This window comes from Bacteroides sp. An51A, assembly GCF_002161565.1.
Classification (GTDB): Bacteria; Bacteroidota; Bacteroidia; order Bacteroidales; family Bacteroidaceae; genus Phocaeicola; species Phocaeicola intestinalis.
Map to the genome: position 1 here is coordinate 153,507 of NZ_NFIC01000008.1, position 26,546 is coordinate 180,052.

At 45.2% G+C, this 26,546-nt stretch carries 19 protein-coding genes; 10 read left to right on the top strand and 9 right to left on the bottom strand.

All coding sequences use genetic code 11. From position 1 onward, the window contains the following. Positions 1-63: 63 nt before the first annotated feature. From B5G04_RS20000 to B5G04_RS15885, 4 genes are all read left to right on the top strand, one after another. Positions 64-234: a hypothetical protein gene (locus B5G04_RS20000; protein WP_158098095.1), complete on the top strand. Its 171-nt coding sequence runs from the start codon at positions 64-66 to the stop codon at positions 232-234. A gap of 417 nt (positions 235-651) precedes the next feature. Further along, the gene (locus B5G04_RS15875) at positions 652-3,666 is read left to right on the top strand and encodes a TonB-dependent receptor (protein ID WP_087398014.1); all 3,015 of its coding nucleotides are present in this window, start codon (positions 652-654) and stop codon (positions 3,664-3,666) included. Between the two features lie 20 nt (positions 3,667-3,686). Further along, a complete protein-coding gene (locus B5G04_RS15880) occupies positions 3,687-5,351 on the top strand; it encodes a RagB/SusD family nutrient uptake outer membrane protein (protein ID WP_087247343.1) in 1,665 nt (554 codons plus the stop codon). A gap of 188 nt (positions 5,352-5,539) precedes the next feature. Next, entirely contained in the window at positions 5,540-6,445 is a 906-nt protein-coding gene (locus B5G04_RS15885; protein ID WP_087398015.1) for an Rpn family recombination-promoting nuclease/putative transposase, read from the top strand. A gap of 477 nt (positions 6,446-6,922) precedes the next feature. Here B5G04_RS15885 and B5G04_RS15890 read toward each other — a convergent pair whose 3' ends face one another. Further along, positions 6,923-7,825 (bottom strand): cation diffusion facilitator family transporter, encoded by a 903-nt coding sequence (locus tag B5G04_RS15890; RefSeq protein WP_022041187.1) that lies wholly within the window; start codon positions 7,823-7,825, stop codon positions 6,923-6,925. 219 nt (positions 7,826-8,044) lie between these two features. Here B5G04_RS15890 and B5G04_RS15895 point away from each other — a divergent pair, with 219 nt between their 5' ends. The 5 genes from B5G04_RS15895 to B5G04_RS15920 all read left to right on the top strand — a co-directional run bounded on the left by B5G04_RS15895 (position 8,045) and on the right by B5G04_RS15920 (position 15,505). After that, positions 8,045-8,221: a hypothetical protein gene (locus tag B5G04_RS15895; RefSeq protein WP_022041188.1), complete on the top strand. Its 177-nt coding sequence runs from the start codon at positions 8,045-8,047 to the stop codon at positions 8,219-8,221. A gap of 93 nt (positions 8,222-8,314) precedes the next feature. Then, positions 8,315-12,736, top strand: a complete 4,422-nt coding sequence (locus B5G04_RS15900) for a DUF5113 domain-containing protein (RefSeq protein WP_239414125.1) — start codon at positions 8,315-8,317, stop codon at positions 12,734-12,736. A gap of 59 nt (positions 12,737-12,795) precedes the next feature. Beyond that, a complete protein-coding gene (locus B5G04_RS15905) occupies positions 12,796-13,518 on the top strand; it encodes a DUF5932 domain-containing protein (protein WP_022041190.1) in 723 nt (240 codons plus the stop codon). Beyond that, positions 13,508-14,230, top strand: a complete 723-nt coding sequence (locus tag B5G04_RS15910; RefSeq protein WP_022041191.1) for an AbgT family transporter — start codon at positions 13,508-13,510, stop codon at positions 14,228-14,230. Before B5G04_RS15905 ends, B5G04_RS15910 begins: the two co-directional genes overlap by 11 nt. A gap of 180 nt (positions 14,231-14,410) precedes the next feature. After that, on the top strand, positions 14,411-15,505 hold the full coding sequence (locus B5G04_RS15920; protein WP_087211158.1) for a TlpA disulfide reductase family protein: 1,095 nt from the start codon (positions 14,411-14,413) through the stop codon (positions 15,503-15,505). A gap of 81 nt (positions 15,506-15,586) precedes the next feature. On the opposite strand, the gene hisB is transcribed toward B5G04_RS15920, so the two are convergent. The 4 genes from hisB to hisG all read right to left on the bottom strand — a co-directional run bounded on the left by hisB (position 15,587) and on the right by hisG (position 20,373). Continuing rightward, complete coding sequence (gene hisB / locus B5G04_RS15925) at positions 15,587-16,711, bottom strand: bifunctional histidinol-phosphatase/imidazoleglycerol-phosphate dehydratase HisB (RefSeq protein WP_087398017.1); 1,125 nt, start codon at positions 16,709-16,711, stop codon at positions 15,587-15,589. Then, the gene (gene hisC / locus B5G04_RS15930) at positions 16,708-17,760 is read right to left on the bottom strand and encodes a histidinol-phosphate transaminase (RefSeq protein ID WP_022041194.1); all 1,053 of its coding nucleotides are present in this window, start codon (positions 17,758-17,760) and stop codon (positions 16,708-16,710) included. Before hisC ends, hisB begins: the two co-directional genes overlap by 4 nt. Before the next feature lie 35 nt (positions 17,761-17,795). Further along, entirely contained in the window at positions 17,796-19,070 is a 1,275-nt protein-coding gene (gene hisD, locus B5G04_RS15935; RefSeq protein ID WP_087211152.1) for a histidinol dehydrogenase, read from the bottom strand. Positions 19,071-19,521: 451 nt separating this feature from the next. Then, positions 19,522-20,373, bottom strand: coding sequence for an ATP phosphoribosyltransferase (gene hisG / locus B5G04_RS15940; protein WP_087211149.1), 852 nt, complete (start codon positions 20,371-20,373; stop codon positions 19,522-19,524). Positions 20,374-20,674: 301 nt separating this feature from the next. On the opposite strand from hisG, the gene B5G04_RS15945 reads away from it, so the two are divergent. Further along, complete coding sequence (locus B5G04_RS15945) at positions 20,675-20,860, top strand: hypothetical protein (RefSeq protein WP_158100122.1); 186 nt, start codon at positions 20,675-20,677, stop codon at positions 20,858-20,860. On the opposite strand, the gene B5G04_RS15950 is transcribed toward B5G04_RS15945, so the two are convergent. From B5G04_RS15950 to B5G04_RS15965, 4 genes are all read right to left on the bottom strand, one after another. Then, complete coding sequence (locus B5G04_RS15950; RefSeq protein WP_087398019.1) at positions 20,842-22,305, bottom strand: tetratricopeptide repeat protein; 1,464 nt, start codon at positions 22,303-22,305, stop codon at positions 20,842-20,844. The genes B5G04_RS15945 and B5G04_RS15950 overlap by 19 nt on opposite strands. Before the next feature lie 133 nt (positions 22,306-22,438). Further along, positions 22,439-24,181, bottom strand: coding sequence for a glutamine--tRNA ligase/YqeY domain fusion protein (locus B5G04_RS15955; protein WP_087249350.1), 1,743 nt, complete (start codon positions 24,179-24,181; stop codon positions 22,439-22,441). 125 nt (positions 24,182-24,306) lie between these two features. After that, positions 24,307-24,915, bottom strand: a complete 609-nt coding sequence (locus tag B5G04_RS15960) for an HU family DNA-binding protein (RefSeq protein ID WP_087398020.1) — start codon at positions 24,913-24,915, stop codon at positions 24,307-24,309. 233 nt (positions 24,916-25,148) lie between these two features. Next, complete coding sequence (locus B5G04_RS15965; RefSeq protein WP_239414126.1) at positions 25,149-26,546, bottom strand: DNA cytosine methyltransferase; 1,398 nt, start codon at positions 26,544-26,546, stop codon at positions 25,149-25,151.

The window sequence follows — 26,546 nt, forward strand, 5'->3', positions numbered from 1 at the left end:
ATTTTCACAAACCAATTTTTCTATAAAAGACTGTTTTAGAAGCTGTTTTGAATTTATCGTGCGATGATTTGGGATGAATTTTTGAGGCATTTTCGCTTCTGTGATGAGGAAGATAGCGGGCTATCTGACGAAGAACAGGAGCGAAAAGGACCAAAAAATCACCCAAAGCACACACGAAAACAGATACATCAAGCCAAGAAAAACTTTTTGGAGAAATTCAAAACAGCTTCTTAATTTCTCCGATAAGTTTGCTTAGCAGATACGGGTCAATGTATGATTGAAAGGTTCAGTATCTGTTTCAAGCTGTCTTCTTTTTATGTTCTCCATATCAAAACCGTACGGTTTCCATATCGAGAACGTACGGTTTTCAATTGGAGAACGTACGGTTTTGATATGGAAACCATAAAAGGATGATGCCTGGATTGATAATATAATCCAATCCAATCAGAAATACCAATTATTTTAATGGCTTTTGGAATTTGATTATGATGCCCATAACATTATTCTTGGATTAATTCAACACCTTTCCATCCTCCCAGTTTAACAAGTTTGTAACAAGTTTAACGCACAAATGAAATATCGGTGAAACACCCCTGCAAAACCGCTATTTTACTTTTGCAACGAATTTAAACCCTAATAAACAAACAACTTATGCAAAGCAAACTTATTACAAACAAACATGCGCTGAGGAAACTCTTCTCCTTGGCTGTTTTCTTATTGGTAAGTACGTATGCATTTGCCCAAAGTGCAGTAACCGGAACAGTTACCGATAAATCCGGTATGCCGCTGATTGGGGTAAGTGTAGTAGAAAAAGGTACTACAAATGGCAATGTTACCGACATTGATGGTAAATATTCAGTTAAAGTAGAAAAAGGAAAGACACTGGTATTCTCTTACATCGGATATCAGACACAAGAAGTGAAAGTAGAATCAAGCGTCATCAATGTTACGATGAACGAAGACAGCCAGTTGTTGGACGAAGTGGTAGTCATCGGTTACGGTTCAATGGAACGCAAAGACGTGACCAGCTCCATCACAACCGTAAAGGCTGAAGACCTGAATGTGGGTGTCTACACCACTCCGGCACAATTGCTGCAAGGAAAAGTACCCGGTCTGACTATCGCCAACACCAGCGACCCGAACGGTTCGGCTTCTATCTCTTTGCGTGGCGCCTCTACACTTCGTACAGGCGAGGCAATGGAACCTTATTACGTTATAGACGGTGTGCCCGGTGTAAGCCTTTCATTGGTAGCTCCAGAAGACATTGAAAGCATTGATGTCTTGCGTGACGCTTCGGCTACCGCCATCTATGGTTCGAAAGCTGCCAACGGCGTAATCATCGTCACCACCAAGAAAGGCAATAAGGATGGACGTACCAACGTAAGTTACAGCGGATATGTAGCATGGGACAAGACGATGAAAACCGTAGATATGATGGATGCCAACGAACTGCTGACATATGCCAATGCAAACGACATAGATATTTCGGCTTATTATGATGCAAGTAACCCAGCCAATACCAACTGGCAAGATGAAGTGCTTCGTACCGGATTCAGCCACAACCATAATGTGTCTATCAACGGGGGTAATGAAAAAACCAGTTATAATGCTTCTCTCAACTTTCTCGAACGCCAAGGCGTAGTAAGAGGTACTAACATGGACCGCCTGACCGCACGTTCTTTCCTGCAAACCAAAGCATTCAACAACCGGTTGGACATCTCGCTGAGTCTGAATGCCAGCATCCGTAACAGTTCTACCGGTCCTACCGGCTCACAAGGACAAAGTGTTCTGGATGCCATGTATTATTACAGCCCATTGGTTCCTGTTAAGAATGCCGATGACTCTTGGTACAGTAATACATCCATTTCACAAAACTACAACCCGATGTCGATGGTCAATGAAGACCGTTACGATACTAAAGAAAAATTGCTGCAAGGTGTGGCCAAAGCCACTTTCCATATCATAGACGGTCTGGACTGGAATTTAAATCTCTCTTATCAAAACCAACAGTATATCTACAGCAATTACAACAGCAGCAAGACTCAATTGCCCAGCGTAGCAGCCCGAAACGGACAAGCAGACCGTAGCACGGTAGAAAACATCCGCAAACAGATGGAAACTTATCTGAACTGGAACCATACATTCAACGACACACACAAGGTGGGCGTAATGTTAGGATACTCATGGGAACAGTCTGACAACAACGATGGTTTCGGACTGAGAGTATATAACTTCTACAGTGATGACCTGGGTTATTACAACATGGGCATGGCAAACAACATTGACATCAACGATGTTATCAGCAACAATCTTGCCACCCTGCGTATGATTTCATTCTACGGACGTGCCAACTACAGTTATAAAAGCAAATACTTGCTGCAAGCTACTGTACGCCGAGACGGTTCTTCGGCTTTCGGTGTTAACAATCGTTGGGGTACGTTTCCTTCGGTATCTGCCGCATGGCGCATCATAGAAGAAGACTTCATGAAAGACCAAGACATATTCGATGACTTGAAATTCCGTATCGGTTATGGTGTGAGCGGTAACTCATTAGGTTTCGATGCCTTCTATGCCCGTCAGGTATACGGACACACCGGATGGTTTACTTATGTAGATGCCAACGGTACTGAATCCGATTACCGCATCTTAGGGGCAACCCGTAACTCGAACCCTGATTTGAAATGGGAAAGCACCGGTATGTTTAATGTAGGTCTGGACTTTGGTTTTTTCAACAACCGCCTGACCGGTACCATCGAGTACTACAGCAAGAAAACCAGTGACTTGATTTACGACTATCCGGTTTCTACCAACCGCTATTCATACGGTGTAATGACTGCCAATGTAGGCGATATCAGCAACAAAGGTATTGAAATAACCTTGAATGCAGTACCGGTACAAACTAAAGACTTTACATGGAGTACTACCCTCAACCTTTCGCACAACAAGAACGTAGTAGAAAAGCTTTCTAACGAAACCTACTCGGTGAACTACATTGACCAAGCGAATCCGGACGTAGGTGGTTATTCCAGCACTAATGTACAACGCATCATGGAGGGTGCACCTATCGGACAATTCTACTTGTGGGAATGGGCAGGATATGATGAAAACGGTGGTTCTATATTTAATGACTATGACGAAAACGGAAATCTGGTAGGTGTAACAGATGCACCTGATGATAGCGATCGTCGTATGGCTGGTTCAGCACAACCTAAAATCACCTACGGATGGAACAATGACTTGACATGGAAAAACTGGACACTGACCGCATTCTTCCAGGGGGTAGCAGGGAACAAGATTTTCAATTCTACCCGTTGCTATTACAGCCAAGTGGGTCTGGTGGCTGCTGGGAAAAATGTACTGGCAGAAGTCGCAACCGAACAAAATCCACATGATTCACGGGCACAAGCTCCTTCTGATCGTTATTTGGAAAACGGTTCGTACCTTCGTTTGTCTACATTGACACTGGGTTACAACTTCGGCAAGATTGGCAACTGGGTGAACAACCTGCGTCTGTATGCTACGTGCAACAACGTCTTTACTATCACCGGTTATAGCGGTGTCGACCCAGAAGTAAACCTTGGCGGATTGACTCCCGGTATGGACTGGAGAAATACCAACTATCCGCGTACCCGCACGTTCCTTGTAGGAATAAACGTAAATTTCTAAATTAACAAAAAAAGACTTTTATGAAAACAAAACATATATTTTTTTCGGGTGCCTTATTGGCACTGACAAGCGTTGGGTGTACCGACCTTGACGTAGACATCAAATCCCAATATACAGAACTGCCTGACTCGGAGATTGCCATAGAAGCCACTATGAACAATGCTTTCTATGCATTTCGTGCAGCTATCGGACGCCGTTATGATGAAGGCGTATCCTGTAATTCGGATGAATACACCGCGGTCAGTTTCGATAGTGACTACTTGAACGGTCGTGACATGGCAAACTTCTCGTTACATATGATTGACCCGACTAATTCGGCAAACCAATTGAATGTGTACAACGATTTGCAGACGGGTATCACCAATTGCAACCGGGTCATTTTTGATTTGGGAGGCGAGGATGTCCCTGAAGTAGCTCCTGTACGTGCAGCTCGTGCTTTTTACACATTTATGATGATGGAGCACTGGGGAGACACGCCTATTCTCGACCATCTGCTGGCAGATGATGAACGCATTGACCGTTCTCCGCGTGCTGATGTAGCCCGTTGGATTGAATCGGAACTGCTTGCCGTACGTGACAATTGTTATGAAAACGTCGATGCTTCTACCTACGGTAAACCTACTCGCTGGATGGTAGATGCATTACTTGCCAAATTATATATCAACTGGAATGTTTATACACAGGACGTAACCAGTTCAAGCTGGGATCCAAACGCCACTAATGAAAAGTTAAACGATTGTATTGCTGCCTGCGACCGTATCATCGCTTCCGGATACTTTGATTTAAGCGATGACTACAAAACCAAGTTTATGTATAATAACGGCTATCAGATAAAAGATTTCATTTATGTGATGCCGTTCGATGCCTCTACAGCACAAGGAATGACATACGCCCGTTTCCGCACATGGCGCCGTGGACAAAGTGAAAACGGATTCTATAGCATTCCTCTTACTAATTCATTAGGAGGTAATATGACGTTGACACCGGAATTTGTAGAACTATTCAACCTTCCAGGTGACCGCCGTAACGATGTCATAGCCGGTAATGTAGGTGAGAACATTGATATGGAAACTTTTGATGTTTACCAATACAACAATGCTACCGGCGAACCGACTGATGTTCGCAATACATATGGAGGAGTGGATGTGACTTTCACCAAATCCATTACCTTAAAGTCTGACCCAACAGCTGATCCTCCTATCGTCCCGGATGGAGATCTCAATGTGGGTAACGACATGACCGGATGGACACAAGGATATCGCTCCATCAAGTTCTTCCCGAATGCTACAGATTATAACACCTATAGCCGTAACCAAAGCAACGACGTACCTGTATTCCGTTATGCGGATGTGCTGCTGATGAAATGCGAAGCCATCGTACGTGGCGGAACAGCGACCAACGGTGATACACCGATGAGCTTGTTTAATCAAATCCGTGCGTATGTCAATGCTCCTCAAATCGTTGGTGACCCCAGCCTGCAAGACATCCTGGACGAACGTGGTCGCGAATTTCTGGATGAACACTGGCGCCGTAATGACCTAATCCGCTTTGGTGATTTCGAACGCGACTGGGGGTTCAAAAACGACTTTAATCCGAACGCCAATGATCCAAGATACCGCTTATGGCCGTTGAGTCTTGATGTGCTTAATGCCAACACCAACTGGGAACAGAACGCCGGATACTAAATGGACATTCATTTTTAATATTTCTAATAAGTCAAAACCTTGCATTGCAACCTGTCGTCGGGAGGACGATAGGGCAATACAAGGTTTTTTTATTTTTCATGCGGTCTCTCCCAAGCAGAAAATCCAAACTGTTTTTGTCCTAAATAAAATTAATTCCTATCTTTGCATCAAGCCATAAACATCTGAATATGAAAGATAATTTTATACGTTTCGACTGGGCGATGAAAAGGTTATTGCGTGACAAAAGCAATTATGTCGTGCTTGAAGGATTCTTGTCAACTTTATTGGAAGAAGATTTGCGCATTTCCCGCTTTTTGGAAAGTGAATCAAACCAAACAGATGAAACAGACAAATTCAATCGCGCTGATATCTTGGTAGAAGACAGCAAAGGAAGGCTGCTTGTCATTAAAATCCAAAACTATCGCGAACTATATTATTATCACCAAATGCTTTATGGGGCTTCTGACATCCTATCGCGATACACTGATGAGGAAACAGACTATAATAAGATATGCAAAATCTATTCCATCAATATTGTTTATTTCAGCATGATTAAAAGCAAGGACTATGCATATCATGGGGAAATAATCTTCCGTGGTTTACACGATTCAGACAACTTTCTAAAATTATCCGCCCGGCAGCAAGAAATTTTTACAGGTAAAGATGCAGGAGATATCTTTCCTGAATATTATGTGTTGCGCGTAAATGATTTCGATAAAGTAGCAAAGACTCCTCTTGATGAATGGATTAAATTTCTCAAAACCGGAGAAATAGATAAAGAAGCTACTGCAAAAGGACTCCCGGAAGCAAGAGAACGGCTTCGTATCGACACGCTACCCGATGCAGAAAAGCGTGCCTATTACCGGGATATGGAAGCCCTGCGCTACCAACGCAGTGTTATTAAGACAGGCTGGGACGAAGGACATACAGAAGGATTCAAAGAAGGAAGAGCTGAAGGAAGAGCTGAAGGAAGAGCTGAAGGAGAGAAAATGAAAGCAAAAGAAGTTGCTAAAAGGATGAAAGAAATGGGACTTTCCGTAAAAGACATAATCCAATGTACGGGGCTTACACATGGAGAAATAGAAGAATTATAATCCTACATCATTTTACCACAGAGGATACGGAAACTTTCACTGCAAAATGAGATTTACCTGTAATACTCTGTGGTGAATTTTCATTATATAAATGCCAATTAGGAGTTAAAAGGGAGTTATAGGAAGTTATCGCCCACTTGGCGGGCTGGGAGTCAGATGCCACTACCTTTTTGCGCCGGTTTCAGAAGCAAGGCTATTGGCCTTTAACTCCTGAACGAAGTGATAACTCCTGTGAAACATAACTACGTTTAACTCCTGATTCGCATTATATAAACTAATCATAATACTTCGTTAAATTTATTTGAATATCCGCAAACATCCCATGTAGGGGCGTATTGCATACGCCCGAATGCGCCAACTAATCCACGTGGATGTTTTCAGGGCGTATGCGATACTCCCCCTACAATACGGATCAGTACTATTCATTATAAATAGTGGGTAATCCCTAAGAGAATTATCATCAGTCATAATGTATGTTTACCGGCAGCAGCACGAATCGTTGCAATGGCTTCCGGGAGACTCGCATTCTACGGTACTGTGCTGAATGCCATGTTCGCACAGTTCTTCTTTTACAGCATGTTTTACGGTTTCCATTTGGGTCAGGTCTTTTAACACGATGTGGATGGTGGCAGCATTTTCGGTAGTGCTCATCGCCCATACGTGGAAATGGTGGAAGCTTTCCACGCCAGGTACTTCGGCGATGTGTTTCCTCACTTCTTGCAGGTCAATGCTTTCGGGTACGGCGTCTAAGGAAAGGAAAAGACTTTCTTTCAATAATTTCCAGGTAGAAACCAGTATCAAGAGGGCGATGGCTAAACTGATGAAGGTATCAATGAGTACAAATCCGGTCAACATGATGATGATGCCGGATATGACCACGCCTACTGAAACCAAGGTGTCCATTGCCATGTGAAGGAAAGCTCCCCGCACATTTAGGTCGTGCTTCTGGTTTTTCATCAGGAGCCAAGCTGTTACGCCGTTTACAATGATGCCGATGCCTGCCGTCCATGATACAGCTGCGCCTGATACGTGTTCGGGAGTTTTCAGCTTGTAAATGCTTTCGATAATAATGGCGCCTACGGCAATCAGCAGGATGATGGCGTTGAGCAGTGATACTAGCACCGTACTTTTTTTGTACCCATAAGTAAAATGTTCGGTGCTGCGGTGTTTTGACATGCGGAAAGCGAAAAGTGACAGCAGCAGGCTGAACACATCGCTCAGGTTGTGTCCGGCATCGGACAGCAGTCCCAGTGAATTGAAGATGAAGCCTGCACCGGCTTCGATGACGACAAAGAGCAGATTGATGACGATGCATACGATGAATATCGAGTTGAGCGATGTCAGCGTATGGTTGTGTTCGTGTACGTGTTGATGTGACATGATTCTTGTTATTTTATGTTGCTGCAAAGGTAAACGTAATCTTCAGGTTAGCCAATACTTGAAAGTCCGGATTTTGTATTCAATTTGTGTTTTTGCAACTTGGTTGCAATAGAATGGAACCGGAAATACTAAATAATGTAAAAAAGAAGGAGCGAACTGCTATACATTGGGTTATTTATATTTACTTTGAAAATGTTTAAGGTCAAAATAGAAAAAGCTATGAACGAATTAATTGCAAAAATCAAAGAATTGAATGAAGTTTTGATTGCAGATGCCGAATTGCAGGCTTCAAAAGGAAATAAGGCTGCAGGTACGCGTGCTCGCAAAGCTTCGTTGGAATTGGAAAAGGCATTGAAAGAATTTAGAAAAGTATCTTTAGAGGAATCTAAAAAATAACAATTCTTTCGACTGGAGCTAAGAGGTTGTACCATTTGGTTTTATGTACCTGATGGTATGACCTCTTTTTTCATTGTCATGCAGGGAGGGATTATGCGGACATTACACGGTGCGGTTTGGTTATGGATGGTGTTTTTAGGGGTATGCCTGTCATGTGGCAGGCACACGGGACGAACGGATGCTTATTTGCGGGCGGATTCGCTGAACCGGACGGCTTATGCCATGCGTTACCGCGACCTGGATGCATCGGCACAGGCTGCACGGGAAGCGTTTCGGCTGGCGGCTGGCAACTCTGACCTGCGTGCCGAGGCATTGAATAGTGAGGCTTTCTGTGCTTTTATGCGGATGGATTTCGAACATGCTTCCCGGCTGTACCGTCAGGCGCTTGGAGAAGGTGATAATGAAATCGAGTTCCTGATAGCTGATGTGGGAATGATGAAGATTTGCCAGCGCACGGCTATGAATAAAGAGTTTTATGATTACCGGAGCAGTGCACTTCGCAGGATGAAGCGCATCCGTGAAGACGAGAAGCAGATTACCGACGCACATACCAGGCTTCGCCTGAACTATGCCATATCCGAGTTTTATATCGTTTCAGGTATTTACTTTTATTACCTTCAGCAGCAAGAGGCATCTTTGCAGGCTATAGATGCTATAGATGTGGATGCTATCCGGAAAGATACGGCGCAATGGTTGTATTATGTTTATATGCGGGGGTCAGGCGGTATGTATGAAGCTCCTACACGCGAGAAGTTGCTTGCGGGAGAGTTGGGGTATTTGGTCAATTGTCTGATGACTAGCCGGGCGAGAGGTTATGTTTATTTTGAGGCAAACGCGTTGCAGGCATTGGCCGAATTGTTGAATTTCCGGCGGAACCGTGAGATATTGTCTCGCAACAGCCGGGATATGTTACGTCTGGTAAACGACCGCGACCTGCCTCTTGACAGCCTTCCGCTTGCGTATGCGCGTCAGGCTTTGGATTTGTTCAAGCAATACGGTGACTGGTATCAGATTTCGGGGACTTACCGCACTTTGGCTACCTATTATAATTATATGGGTTGTCCTGAGAAGGCTTTGCCCAATCTGGACACAGCTTTGCGATATGTTAACTTGCATCATGAAAGGTTTTATCATTGTACCGATACCTTTGACCGCCTCCGCACGTATATTCCAGGCAGTGGACGTCCCATTGAATTGAAATGGATAGCTGATGAGGGCATTAAAACCGTTCCGGAGTGGATTCTGCGTCTGCGCGAACAGCTGAGCCGTACGTATTCGGCAATGGGGATGAAGCAGCAATCCGACTATAACCGGAATATTTACCTGGACTTGCTGGACTATACCCGGCAGGATAAGTTACTGGAAAGCCGTTATGCTGCTTTAGAGCGTGAAGCGAAACAGCTCAATGCATTGCTCTTTCTGGTATTGTTTGGACTGGGAATGCTGATAGGTCTGTTTGTCATGTTGAACCGGCGTTGGAAAAAACGGAACCGGCTGTATCTGTCTGTCTTGAAACAGGTGTTTGAATTGTGCCGGAAAATCATATCGGCTGTACCGGCTTCGGCAGGAGACATGAAAGAGGTAGTCGATGCGGTTCAACAGACTGTACGGGAAGATTTCTTCCATATATTCGGTGCCGTGGACATACAGATTTGCCTGAAGGATGAAGATACGGGGGTATTGTCCGATACATTGCCGTTTCTGTTGCCAGAGGGAACAACAGGTTTTCGTTTCGATTTGATTTCTTCCGAGGACGAAAGGGTTATCGGATGTGTCTGGATGGCTTTGAAGCATCCCTTGCATAAGGAAGGAAAAGCTTTGTTGCAATTGGTCTCGCCTTACCTGGCATGGACATTGGTCAATGGGGCTAATCTGGTTTCGCTTGATGACGAGCGCCGCAAGGTGGAAAAAGAGCAATATATCCACCAGCAACATCTGACAGAAAACAAGAAGGAAAATGTGGTGAAGAAAGCTTGTCTGGCTATCGTGACCGGCATTTTACCTTATATCGACCGTGTGGCCAATGAAGTGCGTAAGTTGAGGCTGGCTCCCTATGCCCGTCAGGAGGCAGTAAAGAGGGGGAAATATGTTTATATTGATGAATTGATAACTCGTATCAACGAGTACAATGATATTCTTGCCCTTTGGATTAAGATGCGCCAAGGGATAGTCAGCTTGAACATCGAGAATTTCTCCTTGAATGAATTGTTCGAAATGATAGGGAAGGGCAGGCGGTCGTTTGAAATGAAACGGCAGACCCTGGATATTTGTTCTACCAGTGCCGTGGTAAAGGCTGATCGTGCCCTGACTCTGTTCATGATTAATACGCTGGCCGAAAATGCGCGTAAATATACGCCTGAAGGAGGGCATGTGGAACTGAGGGCGGATGAAACTGATGCGTATGTGGAAATATCGGTTTCGGACAACGGACCTGGATTGACGGCAGAAGATGTGAACTGTATTTTGGGTGAGAAGGTTTACGATTCGGGTCATATCGGACTGGCTACGGCGGGTGATGTGCAATCATTGCGCAGCCAGAAAGGGCACGGATTCGGATTGATGAATTGTAAAGGCATTATTGAAAAATACCGGAAGACCAATGCCTTGTTTAGCGTGTGCTGTTTTGCCATCGAAAGCACACCGGGCAAGGGAAGCCGCTTTTATTTTCGTTTGCCCAAAGGGGTGAAACGGGCATTGTGTCTCATAGGGATCGTATTGGTGGCATGTGCCGGAACCAGTTGCGGCAGGCATGTTTCTGATGAGGTCCAGGCTCCTGGTCAGGTGGCTTCGTACGATAGTCTGCTGGCAATAGCAAATGATTATGCCAATCAGGTTTACGAGTGTAATGTGGAAGGTTGTTATGCCGATGCATTGGTTTATGCGGACAGTGTGCTCCGTTACCTCAATATGCATTATTTGTGCTATTCGGGATGCGATGCTCCGTTGTTGCAGCTGTATCGCAATGATAACGTGCTGGCAGAGCAAAGCTGGCTGGAGAAGGATTTTGATACTGATTATTACATTTTGCTGGATGTGCGCAACGAGTCAGCTGTAGCCGCTTTGGCTGTGAAAGATTTTCCTACTTATTATTATAATAACCTGGCTTATACTTCGCTATACAAGCAAATCAGCAAAGACCGTTCGCTGGAGCAGTATTGTGTGCAGATGCGTCAGTCTGCCAATAATAAAATCATTGCTTTGGTATTGTTGGTATTGCTTGTTGTCGCTTGTCTGGTGGGGTATTATTTGCTGTACTGGCGGAAGAGGGTGCATTACCGTTACAATATGGAGCAAGTGTTTGTCATAAACCAGGGGATTGTTTCATCGGTCCGGCTTAATGGAGACGGTGAAATTATGTCTGAGGTATTGTTTTCTAGGCTGATTGATGAGTTGAATGAACTTTTCCCTGTTTCAGCTTTGGGACTGGCGCTTTTCGATGAAGAAACGGCTGCATTGCGTTGGTATTTCTCTTTTCATACCGATGCTGATGAGGCACGCACATTGATGCAGCGGTGTTTCGACAAGCAGGCTGTGGTGTATGGTGAAGCATCGGGATGGATGACTTTGCCGCTTCGGGTAGAAGTGGGTGGTGAAATCCATCATATGGGAGTGTTTGCGCTGCAGGTCATGCAGCAAAGGCTGAACGAGGAAGATGTGTTGTTGGTAGAGTTGGTGGTAGATTATTTGGCGGCCGTATTGTATAATGCAGTGGTGCGGGTGCGCGAAAAATATACCGACATTGAGTTGGCTCAGGATGATGCCCGCAGGGTGTTTCACGAGGAAAATATGCTTCACGTACAGAATATGGTGCTCGACAACTGCTTGTCTACTATCAAGCACGAGACTATTTATTATCCCAACCGCATCAAGCAGATAATCGACCGGTTGAATGAAAAGGATGTGCTTCCGGAAACGGAAGAACAAGAGCAGTTGCAGACTGTGGATGAGCTGGTAAATTATTATAAGGATATTTTTACCTTGCTCAGTTCGTGTGCTGCCCGCCAATTGGATGAGGTGACTTTTCGTCGTGCTGAAGTCCGTGTAGAATACTTGAATGAAAGACTGGACCGCTATTTCCGGAAGGTTACCCGTAAATTGCCTTTTCAGCTTATGCTGGAAACTCAGATGCCTGAAGGACTGGCGGTCTCGGGCGACAGTGTCCTGTTGGAGTTTCTGTTCGAGAATCTGGTAAATGAAGTATTGCGTTATCCGGAATCTGGTACGATTACGGTATCAGCACAATTGGATAATGGATTTGTCCGGTTTTGTTTTACCGACAGGCGTCGCACGTTTACGCAAGAAGAATTGAATGGTTTGTTTTATCCCTCACTTTCGAGGATGTATGCCGGAAGTGGTAATAAACTGGTCGGGACCGAATTTCTGGTGTGCAAGCAGATTATACGTGACCACGATGAGTTTGCGGGCAGGCGGGGCTGTCGTATCAATGCATGTCCCGAAGAGGGAGGAGGATATACGGTATGGTTTACCATTCCGCAAAAAACAAATAAGGTATAACACAGGAAATCTATTGATATTAACCCATTAGCACATTATCAAATTATCACATTATAATTATGGAAAAGTTTAAAGTCATTATTGTTGAGGATGTGAAATTAGAATTGAAAGGTACGGAAGAAATCTTCCGTCATGAGATACCGAATGCTGAAGTGATTGGAACTGCAATGACTGAGGCTGAGTTTTGGGATTTACTTGATCAACAGACGCCGGATTTGGTTTTGCTTGACTTGGGTCTGGGAGGCTCCACCACTATCGGTGTATCTATCTGTGCCCGTCTGCATAAGGAGCGTCCAGGACTGAAGGTTCTGATATTCACTGGAGAGGTGCTGAACGAAAGGTTATGGGTAGATGCCTTGAACGCTGGTGCCGACGGCATCATATTGAAGACCGGTGAATTACTGACCGCTACTGATGTAGACGCAGTTATGGCAGGTAAGAAATTGGTTTTCAATTATCCTATTTTGGAGAAGATTGTGGAACGTTTCAAACAATCGGTGCTTGTCGAACAACGCAGGCAGGAAGCTTTGATTGATTATGATATTGACGAGTATGACGAACGTTTGCTCCGTCACTTGGCATTGGGGTATACTAAAGAAATGATAACGAATCTGAAAGGGATGCCTTTCGGGGTAAAATCCATTGAGAAACGTCAGAATGACTTGATAAGCCGTCTCTTCCGTCCTGACGAGCGTACCGGTGTCAATGCCTGCCGACTGGTGACCCGTGCTTTCGAATTACGTATTTTGGATATTGATAACCTGGAGCCTGATGACGAATAGGTATTTTTTGCATCCGGCTACTGTGTTCTTCTTGCTTACGTTGCTGGCAGCGTTTTTATCGTGGGTAGGAAGCATTTACGGCTGGGAAGGCATACAGAGCCTGCTCAGCGCCGAAGGTTTCCGCTGGCAATTACGTAATAGTGTGCCTGGGTTTCTGCATGCTCCTTTGCTGGGACATTTGCTGGTGCTGGCATTCGGTGCAGGGTTGTGGATGCATTCAGGATTGGGGGCACTTGGATTACGCTTGTTGCAGAAACGTGGAAAGTGTACCCGTAAAGAAAAGCGGGCATTGGGATGGAGTATCGTAGCGGGAGCCATATGTTTGTTTATCGGTATTGTATTGGCATGGGGACCGTGGGGTGTTGTGCGAAGTATAACAGGTGGGTTAAGAAACTCTCCATTGGCCGAGGGATTTACCAGTTTATTGTCGGTAATGGTAGGGATGATGGCTATGGTGTATGGCTTTGCAATCGATATGTACCGTACCGACCGTGATTTGGTACGAGGTCTGTCGTATGGCTTTGTTTATTTTTCGGGCTATTTTATTACATTGTTTTTCGTAGTGCAGTTTTTTGCCTCTTTACACTATACAGGGCTTGATGCCTTGTTAGGGATAAGTCCTGTAGCATTTCGCATCTGTTATACCGTATGTGCATTGGGCATGTTGTTTTTTTCGGGGAATAAGCCTGCAAGAGACAGGGACAACAGATGATGTGGTTTCTGGCTTTTTACAACAAAAGCGGGCAAAAAAGAAAGAATCTGATAAGATTGAAAAGAGAAGTGTGATGATATTTGAGAAATTAAAAAATGTAAAAAAAAGAGGCGTGTCTCGTTTTGTCAAAGAAAAAGCGTATATTTGCTCAGCGAAAAAAAATTATAATAATCATAAGATATGAAAACATTTTTGTGGATGGCAACCGCCGGTATGTTGGCGTTTGCTTCTTGTCAGAACAAACCGGGTTACACAATTAATGGTACAATTGCCGATGTAGCTGATGGTGAGATGGTGTATTTGCAGAATTTTGTGGATGGACAGATGATTAACCTCGATTCTGCAGTAGTTAAAGGTGGGGCTTTCCAGTTCAAGGGAGATGCTGATACGATTGCTGCAAGCCGTATCGTATCCTATGCTCCGAAAGGTATGAGTTCCCCGGTATTCCTCGAAGCAGGAACTATTACGATGGAATTGAATAATGAACTGTCGAAGGTATCAGGTACTGTATGTAACGATGCTTACCAGAAGTTCATTGAAGAGTTTTATGCAATCAATAAAGAAATGCGTGCGTTGTATGAGCAGACTCAAAATGATTCATTGAGTGAAGAACAACGTAAGGAAGCCGAAGAACAGCTTAATGTGAAAGATAGCTTAAGCCGTGAAATTATTTATAATACAATTTCTTCGAATATCACCAATGTGGCAGGTGTACAGCTGTTGACTCGTTTTTCAAGCTCGTTCCCGTCAGAACGTATCCAGCCGTTGGTAGATCAGATTCCTGCTTCTATTGCTGCCAATAACGAAGGTGTCGCTCAGCTGAAAGAGCACTTGGCTACTTTGGCTAAGACTGCTGTAGGTCAGAAGTTTGTAGATTTCACCATGAATACTCCGGAAGGAGAAAGTGTAAAATTGTCTGACTTCATTGGCAAGAATAAATATACACTGATTGATTTTTGGGCAAGCTGGTGTGGTCCTTGTCGTGCTGAAATGCCGAATGTCGTAGCTGCTTATAAAAAGTACAGTGCCAAAGGTTTTGGTATCGTAGGTGTATCTCTTGACCGTGATGCAGAAGCATGGAAGAAAGCGATTAAAGATTTGAATATTACATGGCCGCAGATGTCTGACCTGAAAGCTTGGGAATGCGAGGGTGCCAAATTGTATGGTGTACGTGCTATCCCTGCTACAGTATTGGTAGATCAGGAAGGAAATATCATTGCGCGTGACTTGCGTGGTGAAGACATTGCTGCCAAGCTGGCTGAATTATTGAAATAATATAATTTATCTGATATAAAATAAACACCCGAGGGTGCATCTGTTTTAGATGTACCCTCGGCGTGTTTTATGGGGGATTATTTACAATGTTCCTTTGCTTGATGGTATTTCGAAGTGATAGATATCCCGGCGGATAGCCATTTTCAGGCTTCGGGCAAAAGCTTTGAAGATACCTTCTATCTTATGGTGTTCATTTTCACCTTCAGCACAGATGTTCAGGTTCATCCGGGCGGCATCGCTTAACGACTTGAAAAAATGCAAGAACATTTCGGTAGGCATATCGCCTATCTTTTCCCGGTGGAACGAGGCATTCCATACTAGCCAGGAGCGTCCTCCGAAATCGAGTGCTACCCGGCACAGACAATCGTCCATCGGTAGGCAATAGCCGTATCGTTCGATACCACGTTTGTTCCCCAAGGCTTGGTTTAAGCATTCGCCCAATGCTATTGCCGTATCTTCGATGGTGTGATGCTCATCTACCTCCAAATCTCCTTTTACATCAATGTCCAAGTCGATTCCTCCGTGTTTGGCTATCTGTTCCAGCATGTGATTGAAGAAGCCTAATCCGGTTTGTATGTGGCATGTACCATTCCCGTCCAGATTCATGCAGATGTGGATATCTGTTTCCTTGGTAGTGCGACGCACTTCTGCAGTACGTTCTCCGGCAAAAAGAAATTCTGCAATTTTGTTCCAATCGGTAGTGGCAAGGACACAGGTCTTTTTCAGGTCAGCCTCTTTTATCATTGACATATCCGGTTGTAATAAGATAGCCCGGCATCCTAGGTTTTTTGCCAGTTCTACATCCGTAACACGGTCGCCTATTACAAAACTGCCGGCAAGGTCGTATGTGTCATTGTCCAGATAATCGGTCAGCATACCCGTACGGGGCTTTCGGGTAGGGGCATTCTCTTCAGGGAAAGAGCGGTCGATACAGATGCGGTCGAAGGTAATGCCTTCATTGGCAAAAGTTTTCAGTATGAGGTTATGTACGGGCCAGAAGGTTTCTTCGGGAAAGGAACTTGTCCCCAATCCGTCTTGATTAGTTACCATGACAAACTCAAAATCCAGTCTTGTCCGGATGAAATGCAGGTTGCGGAACACATAAGGATAAAATTCCAGCTTTTCGAAAGCGTCGAGCTGGTAATCGACAGGTGGTTCGATAACGAGTGTTCCGTCACGGTCTATAAAAAGGACTTTCTTTTTCATTTCGTATCAGATGTGCTATAGTTTCGTAATGCTTCCAGTAACTTGTCGTTTTCCGGGCGTGTGCCGATGGTAATGCGCAGGCAATCTTCGCAAAGTGTAACATTCGAACGGTTCCGTACGATGATGCCTTGTCCTACCAGATAGTCGTAAATGGCTTTGGCATGGGTTACACGTGTCAGGAAGAAGTTGGCATCAGTTGGGAATATACGTTTGCAGCACGGCAGTTGTGCAAATGCTTTCATTAATCGTGTGCGTTCTTCCAGTACCGAATTTACCCAGCGTTGTACCTCATAATGACGTTGCATCATGCTGATGGCCTCCTGCTGGGTAAGTCGGTTGATGTTGTAAGGGTATTTTATTTTCGTAAAGATGCCGATGATTTCCGGTGAGGCGAATGCCATTCCCAACCGGATGGCAGCGCACCCCCATGCTTTCGAGAAAGTCTGCAGGATAATCAGATTGGGATATTCGTCAAGGATACCTGTGAATGATGGCTGGTCGGAAAAGTCGGCGTATGCCTCGTCTACGATGACAATGCCTTGGAATTCATTGAGCAAGGTAATGATTTCCTTGGAGTCGAGGTTGTTTCCGGTCGGATTATTGGGCGAGCAGAGGAATATCAGCTTGGTATTGTTGTCTGAAGCGTTGAGCAAGTCTGCTGCTTTGAACTGGAACTTCTCATCCAGCAGTACTTTCCGGTATTCTACATCATTGATGTCTGCACATACCTGGTACATGCCATACGTAGGGTGTATGGCAACTACATTGTCTATGCCCGGCCTGCAGAAGGCACGGAATGCCAAATCAATAGCTTCATCGCTTCCATTGCCCAGGAAGATTTGTTCGGGAGCTACTTTTTTCACAGGGGAAATCAGTCCTTTCAGTTCCCGTTGCAACGGGTCAGGGTAACGGTTGTTGGGTATGTTATAAGGATTTTCGTTGGCATCGAGAAATACCGAAGCGCTTTTTCCGCTGTATTCATCACGGGCAGAAGAGTAAGGTTTCAGTGCCCATATATTGGGGCGTGTCAGTTCTTGTAATGGTTTCATTCGTTCACGGTTTTACGGTTTGTTTTCAGGTTTATTCAGTCGAGCCGTACGGTAACGGCATTTTTATGTGCATCCAGCTGTTCATTGGCTGCCAGTATTTGGATGGCAGGTCCTAAGCGCCGTATTCCTTCTTTCGTGATTTCCTGGAAGGTGATTTTACGGATAAAGCTATCCAGGCTGACTCCGCTATATGCCTTGGCATAGCCGTTGGTAGGTAAGGTATGGTTGGTACCTGACGCATAGTCGCCGGCACTTTCCGGAGCATACGGCCCCATGAATACCGAGCCGGCATTGACTATCTGTTCTGCCACATCTCTGTAATTTTGGGTCTCGATAATCAGGTGTTCGGGAGCGTATTCGTTTACCATGTCAATGGCTTCTGCCAGGTCTTTTACCAGAATCAGTTTGCTGGAACGGAGCGAAAGTTCGGTCAATGCTTTGCGGGGAAGCGTGGCGAGCTGGCGCTCTACTTCTGCTTTTGTCTTTTCCAGCAACTGTTCCGATGTGGTGATGAGGATGGCTTGGCTATCGGCACCGTGTTCGGCTTGAGACAGCAGATCGGAAGCAACATATACCGGGCTGGCAGTTCCGTCGGCAAGTACGGCTACTTCCGATGGACCTGCAGGCATATCGATGGCTACCTCACGCAGGGACACCTGTTGTTTGGCTACGGTTACGTATTGATTTCCCGGACCGAATATCTTGTATACTTTGGGAATGCTTTCTGTACCGTAAGCCATGGCTGCTATGGCTTGTACGCCTCCCGCTTTGAATACTTTTTTTACACCAGCCATGCGTGCTGCGTAAAGGATGGCTGGGTGTATTTTCCCTTTTTGTCCGGGAGGGGAGCAGAGTACGATTTCCTTGCAGCCGGCTATTTGGGCGGGGATGGCAAGCATCAGTACGGTAGAGAAGAGGGGGGCTGTACCGCCTGGTACATATAGTCCTACTTTTTCAATGGCTACAGCTTTTTGCCAGCAGGTCACGCCCGGTGTGGTTTCTATTTTTTTGCTTTCGAAACGTTGGGCTGCATGAAAGGTACGGATGTTGGCTGAAGCTTGCCGGATGGCTTCTTTCAGTTCGGGTGCAATCATGTTTTCTGCTTCTTTAAATTCGGTTTCGTCTACGGCGAGCGATTCAAGTTTTACTTTGTCGAATTGTTCTTCGTATGCGATGATGGCGCGGTCTCCTTCGGTGCGTACTTTATTGATGATGGTGTTTACTGCATCGCGTATGTCTTCGGTATGGAGTGCCGAACGTTTCAGTATCTCTTTCCATTCGGAACGTTCCGGATAACGTATGATGTTCATAAGCGTTTTGAAGTTAAGTGTTTGTTAAAAATAATGATGCGCAAAATAAAGATATATGAATGTCCGCATCTTGCCGATTAACTTGTAGGGGCAGGGTTTGCCTGCCCGAATACATCCACGCAGGCGCATACGGGCGGGCGACCCCCACCCCTACATTGGCTCATTGCGGATATTCAATTAAAGATATATTACTTTGCCGTTTCAGTTATCTTCGTGGACTGCAGCAGTTGACTGAAATGGCTTATGAATCATGCCAGTCAGGAGTTAAAAGGGAGTTAGATGGAGTTATTGCCCACTTGGTGGGCTGGAAGCTAGATGCCAATACCTCTTGCACTGTTTTCAGAAGCAGGACTATTGGCCTTTAACTCCTGAACGAAGTGATAACTCCTATGGAATATACCTACGTTTAACTCCTGATTCGCATGAATATATCTTCGTTTTGAAGGGCGTTTTATAATATCATTTTTTCTATCGGGATAACCAGTATGCCTTGTGCGCCTAGCGCTTTCAGCTTACCGATAATTTCCCAAAAGCATTTTTGGTCGAGTACTGTATGTACACTGCTCCATCCTTCTGTAGCCAGCGGCATGATGGTGGGGCTTTTCACTCCAGGTAATACTTCGATGATTTCCTGCAGTTTGTCGGTAGGGGCATTCATCAGTACATATTTTTTGTCTTCAGCTGCTTTTACGGCTTCGATGCGGAAGAGAAGTTCGTCAAGAATGGTTTTCTTTTCGGGCGAGAGTCCGGGATAACCGATTAGTACGGCTTCGCTTTTCATTACTACTTCCACTTCTTTCAGGTTGTTGCTGATAAGTGTGGAGCCGGAACTGACAATATCGAAGATGGCATCTGCCAGTCCGATACCTGGAGCTATCTCTACAGAGCCGGTTATAACGTGGATGTCTGCCTGGATACCGTTGCGTTCGAGGAAGTTGCGTAGTATCCCCGGGTACGAAGTGGCAATTTTCTTGCCGTTAAACCACGATAGCCCTTGATAATTTTCTTCTTTGTGTATGGCTAGTGAGAGACGGCATTTACTGAATCCGAGACGATAGATGATGTCTGCTTTTTCGTTGCGTTCTACAAATTCGTTTTCGCCTACAATGCCTATGTCTGCCACTCCGCTGGCTATGGTTTGCGGAATGTCATCATCGCGCAGGAATAAAACTTCGACTGGGAAATTGCTGGCTTGGGTGAGCAATGTCCGTTTCGATGTAGAGATTTTAATGTCTGCTTCGGAAAGCAGAGCCATGGTGTCGTCGAATAAACGACCTTTGGATTGTACGGCAATTCTTAGCATGTTATTTCTGTTTTTTAGTTGTTTCAAAAAGCAAAAAGGCTTACCGTATTTACGGCAAGCCTTTTTTATCTTATAATAATCAAATTACACGACCTTCAGCCTACCGTATATTTACGTCAGGTAATGATGGTGGCGATGTGTTGTGTAATTTCTCATATTTGTTCTCTTGTTTTTTTCTTTCGTTTGCAAATGTAAAGTGTTTGCGTGTAATATCCAAATATTTATCAGGAAAAAAGTTCTTTTACTTTCAACTTTTCCTTTTTGTGGGCGTACTTAGAAGCTGTTTTGAATTTATCGTGCGATGATTTGGGATGAGTTTTTGAGGCATTTTCGCTTCTGTGATGAGGAAGATAGCGGGCTATCTGACGAAGAACAGGAGCGAAAAAGACCAAAAAATCGCCCAAAGCACACACGAAAACGGATACATCAAGCCAAGAAAAACTTTTTGGAGAAATTCAAAACAGCTTCTTATAATTCGCCCAAGTAAGGAGAAGGATCTAATTCCTTGTTTTGAATCAGTTCGTAAATGTGCCATGCCATTTCAGAAAAATTAGTGTCCAGCTCTTGCATGGTCTTGAGCCTCTCTGTGAGCTGTTGTTTGGAGGTAAAGACAGCTCCCCGTATCATATAGTGGAGTGCTTTTTCTATTTTTCCAAGACGGTAATAGCAATATGAGATAAGATAGCTTATTTTAAACGAGTCCTGATAATCGTGTTTTTCTATCTTTTTGAATGCTTCCAGGGCTTCTTTAAAGTGAAATGCCTGAAAGTAGATAACACCGATATCAAACCATGTATCCTGGATGTTGTAGCTGTAGGCTTCGGCTTTTTTAAAAGATTTCTTGGCAGAGCTTGTGTCGTTGTAGAGTAGGGATAATTCTCCTTTCAGCAGGTAGAACTGATGGTATTTGTCGTTGTATTGCAATCCCAATTCAATGGTTTCGTAACATGCTGTTATTTCTTTGGTGCGCAAGCATGCTAACGCGTGTTTGTAGCAGATTTCTGCCATGTCTACAATTTCGCTTGCTGTAATGCGGTGGTCAAGAATAAGTTGGGTATATTGTTTCATCTTGTCATAGTCCAGCAAGTCGAAATAAATGGATGCCAGTATGTACCATATCGGTTCTTTTTCCCGGACGTGCTTTTCGATGTATTCAAGGCAGGGAATTGCTTCGTGCAGTTGTTCCAGCATCAAATGGCAATCGACTTTCAGTTTCCAGGTGGTAAGGTTTGTCTCGTCTGCTACCATGGCAAAATCAATGGCTTCGAACATCTTGTCATATTCCTTGGTCTGGGCATAGCAGCGGGCAAGGTTTTGCCAGCTGTTCACGTCATAGGGTTCTTCGTCCAGAATGGCGTTGAAGCATTGGAGGACCTGGTCGTAGTGTTGGATTTCAAACTGGTACAGTCCCATAAGTTCCAGGGCTTCCAGATTATCCGGATTTTCATTCAAGGCTTTTTGTATCCATGGGTAAGCATATTTTTTTTGCTGATAATCGGTGTACAGCTGTGCGATATCGAGTATAGTGTCGATGTGCGGATAATCTTCATAGAGTTTGTTCAGTGTTGCCTGTGTCTGGCTCATGTCGTTTTTTTGCAGGTATAGTTCGGCATAGAGCAGCTGGGTATCGTAATCGTTTTGATAGGGGAGGTTATGAATCAGCAGATCCGCTTCGTCTGTATTCCGGCCGCTAAGCAGGGAGTGGCATTTGAAGACAAGCACGTCCTGATTTTCGGGATAGAGGGACAAGGCATAGTCGATGGCTTTGTCCGAGGCATATGGATTTCCTTTGCTGGCATAATATTCGGCAATGAGTGTCAAGTCATCGGCATCGAAATAGGTGCGTGTGCCTTCGCGTACCATGTTTTCGTATTTGGCAAGGGTTTCCTTGAAGTCCGGTTGGTTAAAAATAGAGGATGGATCTTCTTTCATGGATTAGTCTTTTGTTTATGAATTAGCAGGGTAAACAAGTGCTCTTGGTACACAAATGCCCGACAAGTGCATCGGGGATGCAAGATACTTGTCTTTTTATGGCATTTGTGGATAAAGAGCACTTATATATTGGTCATTTCCGGCTGATTTTGCTCCAGGTATCCTTGAGCGATACAGTGCGGTTGAACACCAGATGGTCTGGAGTTGAATCTTTGTCGGGTGTGAAATAGCCGATACGCTGGAACTGGAGGTAATCGAGCGGCTTGCTGTCGGCGAGGAATTTCTCTACGTAGCATTCTTGCAGTATATTCAGCGAGTCGGGATTGATCATCTCTTTCATGGCTTCCAGTGCCGAGCAGTTCTTTTCTTCGCGGATAGCCGCCATAGCATCGCGTGGGTTCTCCACCTTCCATAAGCGGTCGTACAGGCGCACTTCCGCCTTCAGGCAATGGTTGCAGCTCACCCAGTGCAGGGTGCCTTTCACCTTGCGGTTGGCTTCGGGCATGCCGCTCTTGGTATGCGGGTCGTATTCGGCATATACTTCGGTGACATTTCCGTTCTCGTCTTTCTTGCATCCGGTACATTTCACGATGTACGCGTTCTTCAGGCGCACTTCCTGTCCCGGCGTCATGCGGAAGTATTTCTTCGGCGCGTTCTCCATAAAGTCTTCGCGCTCTATCCAGAGTTCGCGGCTGAACTCGATGGTATGGGTAGGCGAGTTCGGGTCTTCGGGATTGTTGATGGCTTCCATTTCCTCCACCTGTCCTTCGGGATAGTTGGTCAGGATGAGCTTCACCGGATTCAGCACCGCCGACACACGGGTGGCACGGGCGTTGAGGTCTTCGCGTACCGCGCTTTCCAGCAGGGCGAAATCGTTCAGCGCGTCGTAGGTGGTATATCCGATTTTGTCCACAAACTTATGGATGGATTCGGGCGAATATCCTCTCCGGCGGAATCCGCACAGGGTCGGCATACGGGGGTCGTCCCATCCGTTTACCAGCCCTTCTTTCACCAGAATCAAGAGGTTGCGCTTGCTCAGCAGGATGTAACTCAGGTTCAGCTTGTTGAACTCGTACTGGCGCGGGCGGTTGTCGTCCAGGTCCTTGCCTTCTTTCACCCAGTCTACAAACAAGTCGTACAAGGGGCGGTGGGGCACAAACTCCAGCGTGCAGAGCGAGTGGGTCACCCCTTCGAAATAATCGCTTTGCCCGTGGGCGAAGTCATACATCGGGTATGCCTTCCATGTATCACCTGTGCGGTGGTGCGGGGTCTTCACCACACGGTAGATAATCGGGTCGCGGAAGTGCATGTTCGGGCTTGCCATGTCAATCTTGGCACGGAGCACCATCTTGCCTTCCTCTATCTCGCCGGCGTTCATCTTCTGGAACAGGTCGAGGCTTTCTTCCACGGGGCGGTTGCGGTACGGGCTTTCCGTTCCCGGCTGGGTCGGCGTACCTTTTTGAGCCGCTATCTCTTCCGAGGTCTGTTCGTCCACATACGCCTTTCCTTCCTTGATGAGGCGGATGGCGAAGTCCCACAATTGCTGGAAGTAATCGGAAGCATAATATTCATTGCCCCACTGGAAGCCCAGCCATTGGATGTCTTCCTTGATAGACTCTACGTATTCCACGTCTTCCTTCGTGGGGTTGGTGTCGTCGAAGCGCAGGTTGCACACGCCTCCGTATTTCTTGGCGATGCCGAAGTCCATGCAGATGGCTTTGGCATGTCCGATGTGTAAGTATCCGTTCGGTTCGGGCGGGAACCGGGTCTGTACTCTTCCCCCGTTCTTGCCTTCTTTCAAGTCTTTCTCCACAATTTGTTCGATGAAGTTCAGGCTTTTCTTTTCTGAACTTTCCGTTGCATTCATTTCAGTCATAACGCTTTCTTGTTTTTACACTTATCGGTTGCAAAAATAGTGATTCTTTTTCTAAATAGAAAAATGTAAAGAATAAAATGCGTGATGCTTCTATGGTGTACGGGACGGTAGGGGCAGCTCAGGTCTTACGGAAGCTTCACATACACCCGGTGCGGCGCGCGTCCTTCGATGCCGATAAGGTGTGCTTCCGTCCACTTGTTCAGGTCGCGCCAGGCGGTGGTCTTGGGCAGTCCTGCCAGTTCGCCGTATGCTTTCAGGGTGATATAGGCGTGGCTTTCCAAATACGACTGGAGGAGTTGCAGCCTTTCTTCTTCCGAATGTACCTTGGGATTCCGTAAGATTTTCTTTCCGGAAGGCGCGCGGAGCACGTTCCCCTGGCATTGCTTGGTGAATTTCTTCGAAGCCGTAAGCCTTACTTTGGCGAACCGGATAGACTGGGCATGCACGTCCGAGGGGTCGTACACCTCGGTATTGGCTTTGAGCGAGACCGAAGCCGTGCCGATGTTCCCTATCTGCACCCGGTATCCGTCCGACAAGTATTGTGCGGTCCAATATTCTATTTCGTCCATCACGGCAAGGATGGTCCCCTTGGTCAGTCCCGAATGGTTGGCGATTTGTTCGGTCAGCTTCTCGAACGTAACCGTCCCTCTCGACACGATTTTAGGGTAAAGGCGTGGTGTGGTGTCTTCCGCATTGGCAGAAGGCACAGGCAAGAAATCATAAAGAGCATCCATGATAATATGATATATTAAGGTTTATAATCTGTTTCCGGCAATATATATTTTATGTTCCACGGCGCGGAATGTATATTCCATGGGCTGGAATATACGTTCCAAAGCGTGGAATATACGTTCCAGCCCATGGAATATAGAACTGAAACGTCTGTAAAGATAATACAATCCAAATGCGAAAGCAAATGTTTGGGGGAGAAAATAAGAAAATCAGAGGAAAACGCAGGCATTGGAATTTACTTCAATTCTTTTCTTAGCGTTTCCATGTCGGTTATATAAGGGAATGTAGCGTTCCTGTATCCGTTAGGGAATTGAACAGCTTGCAGGTCTAAGCCTTTGATATGAACTTCTTCTGTATTTTCTAATTCGAATGTAAGGTATTCATTGCCAGAAGGAGAGAAACCTTTGGATGATAAATCAGCAGCTGTTACGTAAGAAGGAGCTTCAGGAGTGAGTTTGTATAAGAAACGGCTTTTTTTATGATGCAATAACAGATAGGCGGGAACAGGCATGCCTACTGGCATTTGCAGGGCACCACGCCTGAATCCAGAACGGACATAATAGAGCCTGTTTTGCAAAGTCAGATGCAATTGTTTTTCATCCTTATAGTAGCCTACTAATACGAATTCTTTTTCTGATGCATGGATAGAAGCGAAGGTGTTTTTTATATTTAGGGCTATGAATTTAGCCAAGCGGGGAGGTACGGCATTGCCAACCATTTTATAACCTTCTTTTATGTCGTTGTAAAAGAAACGGAAACTATCGGGAAAGCTTTGTATTCTGGCACATTCCCTTATGCTGAACCGGCGATATAAATGTTCATATCCGGCAGCGAATATGCGTTTGTGCGGGGATATGTATTTCATAGCCGGAGCTTGCGGGTGTAAAGGGCAGTTCTTGGCTTGTGCCTGGATGGTAAATGAAACTTCATTCCATGCACGTACCCGATTGCGTGACATGAACTTTGCATCAAACGGACCTGTGAAAACATCATGGTTAAGCCAACGTCCGTATGTTTGATTTACGGTGTCGCCATCCGCATAAAAACGAGGAACTACATTGATGTCTCCTATTGCTTGCTGTAAAGTTATATGAGGTTCTTGTAGAGGATATGGAAAGTGAAAATTGCAATTCAAGTCTTTTAGGAAACCTACGGCAAATACTCGGTAACGGTCTTGAGGAATGCGGAAATCTGCCGCATTCAATAAGGCATAGCTTACAATATAACCTGCTTTTTCAAGAATAGAAAGAAAAGATAAAAACGTTTGCAGATGTTTGTCGCTGATGATACCTTTAACATTTTCGATAACAAAAAATTTAGGTTGCTTCTCTTTTATTAACCGGATATAATCAAGGAATAGCTTTCCGCGCTCGTCGTTTAAGCCAAGTTGTTTCCCTCCTTCACTCCATGATTGGCACGGGGGACCTCCGATAAATCCGTCACAATCAGGAATGTCGGAGGCATGCAGTTTTCGAATATCAGATTTGCATAAAATGGTATGCGGATGGTTATATTGGTAAGTTTCATGTACGGAGACCTCGATATCATTGGCCCAGATGACTTCTATTCCGGCTTGTTCGAAACCGAGGTCTAATCCGCCGCAACCTGAAAAGAACGAAACTGCCTTCATCAT

Coding starts and splice junctions, on each gene's coding strand:
- B5G04_RS20000 (WP_158098095.1), top strand. CDS start 64: ATGATTTGGGATGAATTTTTGAGGCATTTTCGCTTCTGTGATGAGGAA.
- B5G04_RS15875 (WP_087398014.1), top strand. CDS start 652: ATGCAAAGCAAACTTATTACAAACAAACATGCGCTGAGGAAACTCTTC.
- B5G04_RS15880 (WP_087247343.1), top strand. CDS start 3,687: ATGAAAACAAAACATATATTTTTTTCGGGTGCCTTATTGGCACTGACA.
- B5G04_RS15885 (WP_087398015.1), top strand. CDS start 5,540: ATGAAAGATAATTTTATACGTTTCGACTGGGCGATGAAAAGGTTATTG.
- B5G04_RS15890 (WP_022041187.1), bottom strand. CDS start 7,825: ATGTCACATCAACACGTACACGAACACAACCATACGCTGACATCGCTC.
- B5G04_RS15895 (WP_022041188.1), top strand. CDS start 8,045: ATGAACGAATTAATTGCAAAAATCAAAGAATTGAATGAAGTTTTGATT.
- B5G04_RS15900 (WP_239414125.1), top strand. CDS start 8,315: ATGCGGACATTACACGGTGCGGTTTGGTTATGGATGGTGTTTTTAGGG.
- B5G04_RS15905 (WP_022041190.1), top strand. CDS start 12,796: ATGGAAAAGTTTAAAGTCATTATTGTTGAGGATGTGAAATTAGAATTG.
- B5G04_RS15910 (WP_022041191.1), top strand. CDS start 13,508: ATGACGAATAGGTATTTTTTGCATCCGGCTACTGTGTTCTTCTTGCTT.
- B5G04_RS15920 (WP_087211158.1), top strand. CDS start 14,411: ATGAAAACATTTTTGTGGATGGCAACCGCCGGTATGTTGGCGTTTGCT.
- hisB (WP_087398017.1), bottom strand. CDS start 16,711: ATGAAAAAGAAAGTCCTTTTTATAGACCGTGACGGAACACTCGTTATC.
- hisC (WP_022041194.1), bottom strand. CDS start 17,760: ATGAAACCATTACAAGAACTGACACGCCCCAATATATGGGCACTGAAA.
- hisD (WP_087211152.1), bottom strand. CDS start 19,070: ATGAACATCATACGTTATCCGGAACGTTCCGAATGGAAAGAGATACTG.
- hisG (WP_087211149.1), bottom strand. CDS start 20,373: ATGCTAAGAATTGCCGTACAATCCAAAGGTCGTTTATTCGACGACACC.
- B5G04_RS15945 (WP_158100122.1), top strand. CDS start 20,675: ATGATTTGGGATGAGTTTTTGAGGCATTTTCGCTTCTGTGATGAGGAA.
- B5G04_RS15950 (WP_087398019.1), bottom strand. CDS start 22,305: ATGAAAGAAGATCCATCCTCTATTTTTAACCAACCGGACTTCAAGGAA.
- B5G04_RS15955 (WP_087249350.1), bottom strand. CDS start 24,181: ATGACTGAAATGAATGCAACGGAAAGTTCAGAAAAGAAAAGCCTGAAC.
- B5G04_RS15960 (WP_087398020.1), bottom strand. CDS start 24,915: ATGGATGCTCTTTATGATTTCTTGCCTGTGCCTTCTGCCAATGCGGAA.
- B5G04_RS15965 (WP_239414126.1), bottom strand. CDS start 26,546: ATGATGAAGGCAGTTTCGTTCTTTTCAGGTTGCGGCGGATTAGACCTC.